The 13129-nt window shown below is 58.8% G+C and carries 7 protein-coding genes and 1 pseudogene; 2 read left to right on the top strand and 6 right to left on the bottom strand.

Annotated elements, in window-relative coordinates; all coding sequences use genetic code 11:
* Position 1: 1 nt before the first annotated feature.
* Entirely contained in the window at positions 2–3064 is a 3063-nt protein-coding gene (locus E0E00_RS04715) for a type III restriction-modification system endonuclease (protein ID WP_033499421.1), read from the bottom strand.
* Position 3065: 1 nt separating this feature from the next.
* On the bottom strand, positions 3066–3716 hold the full coding sequence (locus tag E0E00_RS04710) for a hypothetical protein (protein ID WP_199408098.1): 651 nt from the start codon (positions 3714–3716) through the stop codon (positions 3066–3068).
* Between the two features lie 680 nt (positions 3717–4396).
* Between E0E00_RS04710 and tet(W) the strand changes: the two genes are divergently transcribed.
* Together tet(W) and E0E00_RS04695 are read left to right on the top strand one after the other, a co-directional pair.
* Entirely contained in the window at positions 4397–6316 is a 1920-nt protein-coding gene (gene tet(W) / locus E0E00_RS04700; protein ID WP_130811363.1) for a tetracycline resistance ribosomal protection protein Tet(W), read from the top strand.
* Between the two features lie 107 nt (positions 6317–6423).
* A pseudogene (locus tag E0E00_RS04695) lies at positions 6424–7023 on the top strand (DUF4368 domain-containing protein); the annotation flags it as partial.
* Between the two features lie 53 nt (positions 7024–7076).
* Here E0E00_RS04695 and E0E00_RS04690 read toward each other — a convergent pair.
* Genes E0E00_RS04690 through E0E00_RS04675 form a run of 4 tightly spaced genes read right to left on the bottom strand, consistent with a single transcriptional unit; the run spans position 7077 to position 13126 of the window.
* A complete protein-coding gene (locus E0E00_RS04690) occupies positions 7077–8312 on the bottom strand; it encodes a site-specific DNA-methyltransferase (protein WP_033499519.1) in 1236 nt (411 codons plus the stop codon).
* Between the two features lie 11 nt (positions 8313–8323).
* Entirely contained in the window at positions 8324–9118 is a 795-nt protein-coding gene (locus E0E00_RS04685) for a hypothetical protein (RefSeq protein WP_033499420.1), read from the bottom strand.
* On the bottom strand, positions 9102–9884 hold the full coding sequence (locus tag E0E00_RS04680; protein WP_033499419.1) for a DUF4391 domain-containing protein: 783 nt from the start codon (positions 9882–9884) through the stop codon (positions 9102–9104). The genes E0E00_RS04685 and E0E00_RS04680 overlap by 17 nt, the downstream gene beginning before the upstream one ends.
* Positions 9881–13126, bottom strand: a complete 3246-nt coding sequence (locus E0E00_RS04675) for a helicase-related protein (protein WP_033499418.1) — start codon at positions 13124–13126, stop codon at positions 9881–9883. The genes E0E00_RS04680 and E0E00_RS04675 overlap by 4 nt, the downstream gene beginning before the upstream one ends.
* Positions 13127–13129 lie beyond the last annotated feature (3 nt).

Here is a 13129-nt window from a genome sequence, read left to right as displayed (position 1 = left end):
CCTAAGCCTTCACCGCCTCGTATTGGTAGGTCGTGCGCACGTTGTAATGGAAGTCGTTTCCGAGGTCCAGCGCCTCGAAGTGCTTCTTGGCGCAGCCGATCTTGATCTTCTCCGCGTCGCGCAGGGCGGGCTCGCCGTTCTTGCCGCCCTTGGTCTCGGTCACGAAGTACACGCGGCGCTCGCCGTCGGCCTCCTCGACGTACGCCCAGTCGGGGTTGTAACTGCCGAGCGGCGTGTCGATCTTGAACGCCGAGGGCAATTTCGCGAACACGAGAACCTCCTCCTGCTTGTCTAGAGCCTCGGCAAAGGAGCGCTCGACCCCCGCCGAGTCGTAGACCACGTAGTTGTACAGGCTCTTGCTCGTCATGTCCGGCTTCCACGCGTTCTGCCCAAGGTAGGCCGTGTAGTCGTCAAGCTCGAGGTCGCGCATGGTGTACCACTCGTCCTCGGGAAGGCGCACGTACTTGATGCCCTGGGCGATGAGGTCGTTCTTCACGCGGTTGATCTTGTCGCCGACCTGCGCGAGGAAGGTCGCGGGGTCGATCTCGAACTCGTCGAGGCGGCTGCAGCCCTCGAGGATCGCCTTGATGGTGCCGCGGGTGAGCCCGACGGCGTCCTGCAGCTCTGCGATCGGGTCGGGAAGGTCGTATTTCACCTTTCCCGAAACGGACACCACGGAGGTGCCCGTGCCCTCGGCGCTCACGCCCGCGTCGTCGATGCCCAGCGAGGCACGCTCGCTCGTCACCTGGGGCGGGCGCACGGCGAGCATGCCGTCGACAGCTTCGATGGCATGTTCGATGAGCTTGCCGGAGTCGACCTCGACCTGGAAGCGCGTGCGCTGGCGGATGCGGTCCCACAGGGCCTGGAACGCAGGGTCGAGCGTGACGTCCTTCTGCAGCTCGACCGAGACCTCCTTGGCCTTGTCACGGATCTGGACCCTCTGGGACTTGTGGATGATGATCGCCTCGACCTGCTCCTTGGCAGGCTCGAGCTCGGCGGGGAGCTCGACCTTGCCCTCCTCGGCGGCCGCCTTCAGCTCGGGCGTCACCGCGCCCTTGTCGTCGACCATGCCGGTCGCGACGAGGTGGTCGTAGACCTGCTTGGACTTCTCGTAGCCCAGGCGCTCCTCGACGCCATCATCGCCCTTGACCGTGACCTTCGTGAAGCTCTCCGGAGTGATGACGCCGAACTTGAAGTCCTCAGCCTCAAGCTCCTTCTGCAGGCCGTTGGCGAAGTCGTCGTAGCTCTCGTTCGCGATGACGGTGAGCACGTTCGCCTCTGGGTCGTACAGGCGCTCGCCATCCTGGTTCACGCACAGGCGCAGACCGCGGCCGATCTTCTGGCGCTTGGTCAGGTTGTCCTTTGTCTCGACGAGCGTGCAGATCTGGAACACGTTGGGGTTGTCCCAGCCCTCCTTGAGCGCGGAGTGGCTGAAGACGAAAGAGACGTCCTTGTCCGCGTCCTTGCCGTCCGGGAAGGAGATGAGCGTCTCCTTCTTCTGCATGATGAGCTCGAAGGCCCCGGCGTCGTCGGCGGTGCCGGCGGCTCCCTTGGAGTCCTTGAACTTGCCCTTCTTGTCCTTGGCGAAGTATCCCTGGTGCACGGCGTGGGGGTCGCGCACCAGCGGGGCGCCGACGGCTTCGTAGCACTCGAGCCACGTGCCCTTGCCGATCCCCGCCGCCTTTGCGATGCGACGAGGCGCCTTCGAGTTCAGGGCACCTGCGTACTCCTCCTCAAACATCAGGGCGTACAGGCCGCCGTGGACTTCGGGCTCGTAGACGCGGTATCGGTCGACGCGGTCGATGAAGAAGAGCGAGAGCACCTTCACGCCGCGCGGCCACAGCTCGAACTGGCGGGCCAGGTGGTCCTCGATGGTGCGGCGGATCTGCGCGCGCTTGACGACCTCCTCGTTGACGTCGCCCAGCGCCTCGCCGAGCTCGAGCACCTCGCCGTTCTGGAACTCTATGAACTCGTCGCCCACTGCGGCGCCGATGTTGTTGACCACCCAGCCGCTCTCGTAGTCGCTGTTCTCGCCGCTCTTCTGGTAGAGGTCGTTGCCGGTCTTCACCGTGACGGCCTTGCGCTTCTGCGTGCCGTCGGCCTGGCGCACGTCGATGGACACCTTGGCGGAGAACGGGTCGGACTTGACGGACTCGAGCCTCACGTACGCGCCGTTGAGGTTCGCCTCGGCCTTGATCGAGTCCACGCAGATGCCCTTCACCAGGTGGCGCTCGAAGGCGTCGACCGGCGTGAGGCGGTAGATCATGTTGTAGGCCTGCTTGTGCGTGGCCGAGTAGCGCAGCACGAACAGCGGGTTCAGGCTCTTGATGGCGGCCTTGGCCTGCTTGGTGTTGTCGACGCTCTGGGGCTCGTCGATGATGACGACGGGCTTGCAGGCGCTCACGAGCTCGCGAGGGCTGAAGCCGCCGGTGAGCTTCTCGCTGGGACGGTGGAAGAGGTTGCCCTCCTTCGCGGTGCCATCCTTCTCGAGGCCCTTGTTGAACGCGTCGATGTTGATGACCATGACCTGGATGGAGCTCGACGTGGCGAAGTTACCCACCGGCCCCATGTCCTTCGAGTCGTACACGAAGTAGTCGAGCGGCGTGCGGTCGTAGAGCGTCTCGAAGTGCCTGCGGGTGGTCTGGAGGCTCTTGAGGACGCCCTCGCGGATGGCCACGCTCGGCACGACGATAACGAACTTGGTGATGCCGTAGCGGCGGTTTAGCTCGTAGATGGAGCGGATGTAGACGTAGGTCTTGCCGGTGCCGGTCTCCATCTCGACGGTGAAGTCTCGCAGGCGCCCATCGGTGAGGACGTCGGTTGCCGGGAGGCAGCCCTCCTCCTGCACGGCGTGCAGGTTGTCGAGGAGCTGGCCCGGCGCCACGCGAAGCTCGTTGCCGTGGCCGACCATGAGCTCGCCGATTGCCGTCTGGCCTTTGCGGCCGGAATCGGCGGAGAATACGCTGCCAATAAATTGTTGTCCGCGGAACAGGTCGCAGGTTGCTTCGATGGCCTCCAGCTGGTGCTGCTGGTCGGATGAGAACTTGAACTCGAGCGCCGCCATGCTAGACCGTCCTCAATTCGATCTCACAGCCCATGCGCTCGCCGGCGTGCTTGAAGATCTGCACGGCGTTGAGCTTGAGGGTGTCGTCGAGGACGGAATCGAGGATGAGAACGCGCCTGGGCTCCATGTCGGCGATGGCCTCGAGCGCCTCAATGGTGAGGCCTCGGGACATGCAGCAGACGAGCTCGTCGCAAGCGACGGACCAGATGGGATAGCCCGCGGCTTCAGACTTCTCGACGGGCAGCGTGAGCTCGAGGCCCCATTTGAGCATCATCTCGAAGACGATATCCATATCGGAGCGATCGGGCTTGACCACGTCGAAGAGGAGCTGACCGGGCTCGGGCTTCTCAATGCCGGACTCATCGAGCTCGAACACACGGAAGCCGATGTCGGGAAGCTGCTTGGGTCCCTCGCCAAGCTTGAGTTGACGGTTGGATTCCTCGAGCTCGGTTTTGATTTTGTCGCCTGCGCGGCGAATGCGTCCTTCGCCTATGTCGCAGAGAGTCTCATACCCGTCCTTGTAGGCGTCGCGTTTCGGGTCACAAGGCTCTGGAAGCTGGACAAGGATAAACTGATAGCGATCATCTTTTCCGAGCTCCTGCAGGAACATGGCATGGGCGGTCGATGCTGAGCCTGAGAAAAAATCAAGCACAATATCACCCGTGCTTAAATGCTCATGTACGGTAAAGAAGCAAGCAACCGAAAACAATAGATAGACCGCCAGCACTACACTATTCCGAACCAAAGACCAAAAGATAAGCATTTTGAGAAAATCTAAACTTTTGGATTTTCCTACAATGCCGACTACGGCGGAATCCCTCCCACTCCTTATATATTTCTTTCTGTATACATTGAATTTGTATTTAGTAAAATGCAGACAACACCACGGATCGGCTTTTGGCTGGACAATTCCAACCAAACACCGCAGCAGACAGTAGAAACCATTCTGAACGTTAGGAAGCCGGTATGATTGTTACATATAAGGGGAAGAAAAATTTCTTTTAGATACTTGTTTTCCTAAAACTGATGTGATATAATAATTCAAGTCCAGAAAAGGAGTAAAAAATATGCGGCAAGGTATTCTTAAATAAAACTATAATCAAATAGTGGGAACAAAGGATTATGATAGTCCCTTTTGTAGGGGCTTAGTTTTTTGTACCCAATTTAAGAATACTTTTGCCTTATCAATTTTGACATATCCCCAAAAACAGCACTCACAAACAGGTGTATGCTGCATATGTGTATGTCCGCAAATTATCATCCCCAGTGGTAAAAGTATTTTACTGCTGGGGATTTTTATGCCCTTCGGGGCAGTAAAGGGAGGACAATCACATGAAAATAATCAATATTGGAATTCTTGCCCATGTAGACGCTGGAAAGACGACCTTGACGGAGAGCCTGCTATATGCCAGCGGAGCCATTTCAGAACCGGGGAGCGTCGAAAAAGGGACAACGAGGACGGACACCATGTTTTTGGAGCGGCAGCGTGGGATTACCATTCAAGCGGCAGTCACTTCCTTCCAGTGGCACAGATGTAAAGTCAACATTGTGGATACGCCCGGCCACATGGATTTTTTGGCGGAGGTGTACCGCTCTTTGGCTGTTTTAGATGGGGCCATCTTGGTGATCTCCGCTAAAGATGGCGTGCAGGCCCAGACCCGTATTCTGTTCCATGCCCTGCGGAAAATGAACATTCCCACCGTTATCTTTATCAACAAGATCGACCAGGCTGGCGTTGATTTGCAGAGCGTGGTTCAGTCTGTTCGGGATAAGCTCTCCGCCGATATTATCATCAAGCAGACGGTGTCGCTGTCCCCGGAAATAGTCCTGGAGGAAAATACCGACATAGAAGCATGGGATGCGGTCATCGAAAATAACGATAAATTATTAGAAAAGTATATCGCAGGAGAACCAATCAGCCGGGAAAAACTTGTGCGGGAGGAACAGCGGCGGGTTCAAGACGCCTCCCTGTTCCCGGTCTATTATGGCAGCGCCAAAAAGGGCCTTGGCATTCAACCGTTGATGGATGCGGTGACAGGGCTGTTCCAACCGATTGGGGAACAGGGGAGCGCCGCCCTATGCGGCAGCGTTTTCAAGGTGGAGTATACAGATTGCGGCCAGCGGCGTGTCTATCTACGGCTATACAGCGGAACGCTGCGCCTGCGGGATACGGTGGCCCTGGCCGGGAGAGAAAAGCTGAAAATCACAGAGATGCGTATTCCATCCAAAGGGGAAATTGTTTGGACAGACACCGCTTATCCGGGTGAAATTGTTATCCTTCCCAGCGACAGCGTGAGGTTAAACGATGTATTAGGGGACCCAACCCGGCTCCCTCGTAAAAGGTGGCGTGAGGACCCCCTCCCCATGCTGCGGACGTCGATTGCGCCGAAAACGGCAGCGCAAAGAGAACGGCTGCTGGACGCTCTTACGCAACTTGCGGATACTGACCCGCTTTTGCGCTGCGAGGTGGATTCCATCACCCATGAGATCATTCTTTCTTTTTTGGGCCGGGTGCAGTTGGAGGTTGTTTCCGCTTTGCTGTCGGAAAAATACAAGCTTGAAACAGTGGTAAAGGAACCCACCGTCATTTATATGGAGCGGCCGCTCAAAGCAGCCAGCCACACCATCCATATCGAGGTGCCGCCCAACCCGTTTTGGGCATCCATCGGACTGTCTGTTACACCACTCCCGCTTGGCTCCGGTGTACAATACGAGAGCCGGGTTTCGCTGGGATACTTGAACCAGAGTTTTCAAAACGCTGTCAGGGATGGTATCCGTTACGGGCTGGAGCAGGGCTTGTTCGGCTGGAACGTAACGGACTGTAAGATTTGCTTTGAATACGGGCTTTATTACAGTCCGGTCAGCACGCCGGCGGACTTCCGCTCATTGGCCCCGATTGTATTGGAACAGGCATTGAAGGAATCAGGGACGCAACTGCTGGAACCTTATCTCTCCTTCACCCTCTATGCGCCCCGGGAATATCTTTCCAGGGCTTATCATGATGCACCGAAATACTGTGCCACCATCGAAACGGTCCAGGTAAAAAAGGATGAAGTTGTCTTTACTGGCGAGATTCCCGCCCGCTGTATACAGGCATACCGTACTGATCTGGCCTTTTACACCAACGGGCAGAGCGTATGCCTTACAGAACTGAAAGGGTATCAGGCCGCTGTCGGCAAGCCAGTCATCCAGCCCCGCCGTCCAAACAGCCGCCTGGACAAGGTGCGCTATATGTTTCAGAAGATAATGTAACGTCTTGCGCAATGCAAGCGTTCATTGCTGGCTATTGCGAAATATCATTGATAAAATCAGTATCAGAGAGGAGAAACTATTTTGAACCAGGAACAGACGAATAGAACCGCAAGCAGGACTGTTATATCTGCGGCAGCTACAAGAAGCGTACCCGTGACTGTACGGCACACTTTATCCGCACCGACCTTTTGACGGCGGGCGTGCTTTCCAATCTCCGGCAAGTGACGGAATACGCCGCCAGGCATGAGAGCCGCTTTGTAAAGCTGCTCATCCAGCAGAACGAAATCGGCGGCAAGAGAAAGACCGCCGCAGCCACGAAGCAGCTTGAACAGGCCCAGACACGCATTGCCGAAGTGAACCGCATTATCAAGCGGCTGTATGAGGACAATGTAAGCGGCAAAATCAGCGACGAGCGTTTCATGGAGCTGTCGGCGGACTATGAGCAGGAGCAGCGGGAACTGAAAGACCGGGCTGCCGCTTTGCAGGAGGAACTTTCCAAGTCGCAGGCCGCCACCGTCAACGCCGAGAAATTCATGGGGATTGTGAGAAAGCACCTTGCTTTTGAAGAATTGACCCCCACCCTCTTGCGGGAAATGATTGAGAAAATCGTCGTGCATGAGTGCAGCTATGACGAGAACGGCACCCGCAGGCAGGACATTGAGATTTATTACAGCTTTGTCGGCAAGATAGACTTGCCGGAAGCCTAACGCCTGACCTATCCGACACAGCCCTAAGTGCCGGATAGGAACGGCAAAATTTTTTACACTTCTATTACTTCTTTATCGCACATTAGCAGATTCGCAAGGGTTATCAGGCGCTGAAGTAGTTTCGTCGGTTTCGGTCCATCGAAATAGCCCTTTCCGTCAAATAGAGATACGAGCTCCTTGGCGCCTTCCTGGCTGTGACCCACTTCTTTGTAAAACATGATTGAAGTTGGAGCCATTCCATCATATTTGAGCTCTGTTAGGAAACGCTTGATGCAAGGGACGCTGTCGCCGTTTGGGCCAAACCAAATGCGGTTATCCTGGAGTCTCTCGCGAAACGCGTTTCGCGAGAGACTCCAGCAGCGTCCTGCTGGAGGCTCTACAACACGCCCCGAGGGCGTTGTGATTGGATAGTCGGAATCTGGGCTGTAAGTCTTTACACTGAGGTCGCTTGGCTTCCAAACGCCTCGAGGGTCGTTGTCTGGATTCTTGTAGCGGGCGTTTGCCTCGTCTGTTCTCGGCAGGCGTCCAATCACAAAGCGCTCAATGGATTTGGCGTATACGAGAACATAATCATGGCTATTTGAAACGTATTTGGCGTCATTCTTGGGCGAGTAAGCTCGTTCCCAGATTAGCTGAGAAACGAAATTTGCCTCTCCGAACACCTCGTCACAGAGGATGCGCAAATTGCGGTCTTCGTTATCGTCAATCGAAATGAAAATGACGCCATCGTCGGTTAGGAGCTCTCGAGCCAGTCTCAACCTAGGGTACATCATCGAGCACCAGTCGCTATGGTAGCGGCCACTTGTGTCGGCGTTGGACTGGCCGGCGAGTCCCGCCTGCTCCTTATAGTTATCGACAGAGTTGCCGAAATTGTCCTTGTAGACAAAGTCGTGACCCGTGTTGTAGGGTGGGTCGATGTAGATCATCTTGACCTTGCCGTGGTAGCCGCGCTGTAGGAGCTTCAGCACCTCGAGATTGTCGCCTTCGATATAAATGTTGTCCGAGTCGAAGGACCCATCCTCTCCATCGCGGCTGCGGCTTTTCTCGATACGGGGACGCAAAGTAGCAGTGCTGGACATCTGCGACTGGCGGATGGCATCGGCCTTGCCGGGCCACGTGAACGCATAGCGCTCCAGGCCCTCGTCTACCTCGTCGCCAAGCTCCAGCCGCAGTTTGTCGAAGTCGATTCCGCTCTCGGAGAACACTTCGGGCATCAGCTCCTTGAGCTTATTCAGGCGGTCGTCAATAAGACTCTCCGATTCAAGAGTCATCTTTTCTATCTCGCCCATGAGGTCTCCTCCTAGGAAAGTTGAGATTTGATTAGTTGAACTATGTAGGGCATGGCGGCAATAAAAACGTCGGTGCCCTTGCCGGCAAGCCAGCTCAGGAGTTTGTCAAGCTTGCTGCCCCGTTTGCTTTTATCTTTTGTGTTGAGATCGCCCATCATCCCTTTGAGCAGCGTCTTCTCGTCATCGGAAAGCGTTGTCTCTGGCAATTTGTCAATCTGTTCAAAGGTTGCCTCTAACGTGACCTGTACGTTGCTCGTGGCGGATGCCGTGAGGCTGACGCTAGCGCCCTGCGCTTCGGCGATTTTCAGCTTACGGAGCTCCTCATCACGGAAATGCTTCAGTTTGTCGATACGTAGTTGCGTCTGTTCATCGTTGAAATCATTGCGATTGGAAGACCCATAGGAATAGGAGGCTAGTCCGTCCGTGTAGGAGTCGTAGCCCCTCGCGTTTGCGTAGACGTAGTCGATTGAGTCGTATACGGCTTTGAGCTCGTCGTCTTTCACGCCCTCTTCAAGAGCTTGCTCCAGTCTCCTGATATGCTGCGTTATAGTTGCGCAGAATGCGGCACCGAACGCTTTGTCGTCTGAGTCTTCCCGCTTTAGGCGCAGCTTCTGGAGAATCATCCCTAGGTCGCTTTTCGAGTAGCGAAATGAGCTTGAGGAATTGATATATTTTAAAGCCTCGGGGTTAGTGTAGTCGAGGTCGAAGACCTGCATGATTTCACGGCAGAGCGCATCAACATCCTCATCTGCAGCATCACTCAAAAGGCGCGCCGCTCGCAAAATATACTCATCTAGAACGGCCATTGCAGATCTCCTTTATCTCATCGGCGACCGCCCTCAGGCGTCGCTCCTCTTCCTTCATTTCCATCCTCAGCTTCGCGGACTCGTTGAGCGTTATGTCCTTCGACCGCCGCTGCTCCTTCAGCCGCTTGACGGAGGCTCCCATCTCATCGTAGCGCGACGTGAGGGCGATCAGCTTTTCCCGGTCTCGAGCGGGGCATACGGGGTAGAACCCCAGGCCGCCAATCGCGCGGGACAGCGCTACGGTGCGCGACAGGTCGACCAGGTACTCCCAGAGGTCGCCCTGCGAGAGCCGCCCGAATGCCAGCGCGCCTAGGAAGTCCGCGTATTCTGAACGGCCAGGATCGAACGCGCCCGTCGACTCGACTCGGTCGACGACCGTCGCGCCCTGCTCGGCCTGGCTCCTCCGCGTGAGGGCGACCGATATGCACGCGCAGCCGCCCGCCTCGACCAGGAGCACCGTCGGGTTCGGGAAGCACTTGTGCACGAGCTCCGCCACCTCGGCCACCGCCATGGTCCCGGCTGTCATCTCGCAACGGAGGAAGACGACGCTCTGCACGTTGCGCTCGTCGTCCTCGTACGGCGGGATGCGCGTCGTGGACTTCTGGACCGTGGCGAAGTGCTCGAGGCGCGCGACCTTGTCGAGCCTCTTCTGCTCGGTCTTGGTGAGCATGGCCTGCTTGACGAGCACCGTCTTGGGAATGCGGCGGCATCCCGCGAGCGCCGCTTCGGGCAGGCGCAGGATTCCGTTCCAGTCGATGCCGCTCATCGCAGCACCGCGAAACATACCAACGAGTAGTCGTTGAAGCCCATGACGGTGCCGCTGCCGACCTCTCCCAGGCTGAACAGGCTCTCGATGCCTTTGTCCTGCTGCGTTCCGGTGATGGCCGCAACGACATCGTCAAGCAGGTCGGTGTAGGCGTCCATCCTCGTCCCGTCGCGGGTCTCGCGGTTGAACTCGCGGCACAGCTTAGCGATGGGCTCGGGATGCCCAGAGCAGACGGCGCGCATGATGTCGAGCGCCGGCTTGGGCTGGGTGTGCTTCGTCATGACCTCGCCGTCGGCCGACACGTACACCACGTAGTACGGGAAGACAGGGTTCGTGTCCCTGGGATCGTTGCCCTCGTCGTTCTGCTTGAGGCAGAAGACCACGCCTGGCTTCACGTCGCTGCGAAGCTCGTCGGGGATGGGGGCCACGGCGTGCAGTCCCGCCGGCGAGTTCTCCAACGCGCCGGGATGCTCCTTGGCGTAGCGCTGGAGCTCCACGCGGAAGTCGTCGAAGGCGAAATCCGTGATCGAGATGCCGCCCGAGATGTCCTCGAGGTCGAGCACCTCGCTCTTGAGCTGCTGGAGCTGCCGGCGACGGTACTTGAGGTCGTTCATCTCTCCATTGCCCTTGGCCTCCAGCACGTTCTCCTCGCCGGTTGCCGACGCGTCGAGCAGCGCCATGCGCCCCTTCACGCGGCCCTCGAGCTGGATGTACTCGTCGAGCGCGATGTCCGGCCAGAAGTTGACCAGCTGGATCTGGGAGTTCTTCGATCCCAGGCGGTCGATGCGGCCGAAGCGCTGGATGATACGCACGGGGTTCCAGTGGATGTCGTAGTTCACCAGGCAGTCGCAGTCCTGCAGGTTCTGGCCCTCGGAGATGCAGTCCGTCGCGAAGACGACGTCGATCTCGCCGAGCTCCCGCTGGCTCTCCGGCAGCTCCTTTGAGACGGGAGAGAACCTCGCGAGGATGTTCTCGAAGGTGGTCCTGGGAAGCTTCAGCGAGTAGGTCCGGTTGGAGCTGCCCGCCACCTCGGCGCACTCGATTCCGAGCTCGCGCTTCAGCCAGGGCGCCAGCTGCTCGAAAAGGTACGCCGTCGTGTCGGCGAACGCGCTGAACACCAGCACCTTGCGGTTGCCGGGGTTGTACGGCTCGCTGACCTTGCCCGCGATGAAGTCGCGCAGCTTCACGAGCTTGGCGTCGCGCTCGGGCGTCACCGCGTCGGCATAGGTTAGCAGGGCCCGGAGCACCTGGATGTCGAAGTCGAGGTCCTGGCCCAGGCGCAGGGCGTCGACGTCTCGCAGGTCGACTCGCACCTTGCCGCCGGCCTCGAACTCCTCGGCATCGTCGTCGTCGAACCCGTCCTCGAGGCCCTCGGTGCCGTAGGCGACCCCCGACGCGTCGGCGTCGAGCCTCGCGCGCAGGTCGACGCAGCCGTCGAGGATTCGTCGCAGCGTGATGCGGAAGCTGTTCACGGAGGACTCCATGCGCTTGAGGACGTTGACGCGCATGAGGTTGGCCACCGCCGTCGTGCGGTGGACCTGGCTCTCGAAGTCCTTGCCCCACGTGTCCCCGTAGCGGTCCTCGTACTTGCGGCGCTGGTCGGCGCGCACGTAGGAGAGCACCTGGTACTGGGCGAACGTGAGCTGGGCGATCATGTCGTTGAGCACGGCAATCGGCGGCAGCTCGCCTTCTAGGTCAATGGGCGTCTGAAACGACAGGGGCGGCCGGCGCGCCGGGAAGGTACCGCTCGCGGCGCCGTAGTACTTCGTGATGTGCTTGCGGCTGCGCGCGATGGTCAGCACGTCGAGCAGCTTGAAGTAGTCGGCGTTCACCGCGTTCACGAAGCTCTCGGTCGTGCGCTCGGAGTCGGAGAGCTTGCTCCACTCGTTGAACCTCTGCTGGGCGACGCGCGTCACGTGGGTGATCGACGGGATGCCATCGGTATCGGCGAGGTACGCGTCGTCTCCCTCGGTGATGAGCTCGATCTGGTTTCGCAGGTCGAGCAGGCGGTTGTTCACCGGGGTGGCAGAGAGCATGAGCACCTTCGTGCGCTGGCCCGACTTGATGACGTCCTCGATGAGGCGCGTGTAGCGGTCGGTCTTGTCCGCGTCGGTGCTCTTGTTCCTGAAGTTGTGGCTCTCGTCGATGACGAGGAGGTCGAAGTGGCCCCAGCGCAGGTGCTCGAGGTCCACCTCGCCGCTCATGCCGTGGTAGCGCGACAGGTCGGTGTGGTTGAGCACCGTGTAGCTGAAGCGGTCGTCGGCCAGCGGGTTGCGGTCGTCGTTGTCCTGCGTCCACAGGGTCCAGTTGTCCCGCAGGCGCTTCGGGCACAGCACGAGGATGCGGTCGTTGCGCTCCTGGTAGTACTTCATGACGGCGAGCGCCTCGTAGGTCTTGCCCAGGCCCACCGAGTCGGCGATGATGCAGCCCTTGTACTTCTCCAGCTTGCGGATGGCGCCCACGACGGCGTCCTTCTGGAAGTCGTAGAGCTTGCTCCAGACCACGGACTCCTCGAACTTGAGGCCGGGGCGGATGCCGTTGTCCTCGTCGTCCTCCATGAAGTCGCGGAACAGGTGGTACAGGGTCAGGAAATAGATGAACTCGGGCGGGTTCTCGCGGTAGAGCGTCTCGACCTGGGCGGCCACCTGCGCGGTGACCTCCTCGACCATGGCAGGGTTGTCCCAGACCGACTCGAACATCATCTTGAGGCCGACGGCCTCGGTCGCGTTCTCGAAATGGCTCACGCAGGTCACGGTTCCCGGACGGCGCTCGTAGCCGAGGCCCTCCTGCGTGAAGTTCGCGGCGGCGCCCATGAAGGCGTGGTCGTCGCCGGATGGGTTCTCCACCACGTAGGTGCCGCCCGGCTGAATGGCGCCGGACGTCTTGGCGGACTTGAAGACGCCCTTCTCGCGGATCCACTCGGCGCATTCGCGGGCGAGCGCGCGTTGGTTTAGGTTGTTGCGCAGCGTGAGCTCGAGCCCCGAGCCGCCGACGCCGACCTCGCGCGCGCGGCGGGCTACCTCGAACTCGCGCGGCTCCTTCGAGTCGGCCATGCGCTTGATGAAGGTGGGCTCGCTGAACAGGAAGCGCACCTCGTCGACCTTGGAGAGCTCCTCTTTGAGCTCCCCGTAGGCGAACACGGTGAAATACGAGCTGATTATCGACAACTTCGCGCCGTCGTCGATGGATTCGCCGAGGGCGTCTCCCAGGCGCTCCGCGCCGACGTTGCTTAGCGACTTCACGCC

This window comes from Olsenella sp. Marseille-P4559 (assembly GCF_900605015.1).
Classification (GTDB): Bacteria; Actinomycetota; Coriobacteriia; order Coriobacteriales; family Atopobiaceae; genus Tractidigestivibacter.
Note: the sequence above shows the minus strand (reverse complement) of the source record. Positions and strands in the feature narration are given on the sequence as shown.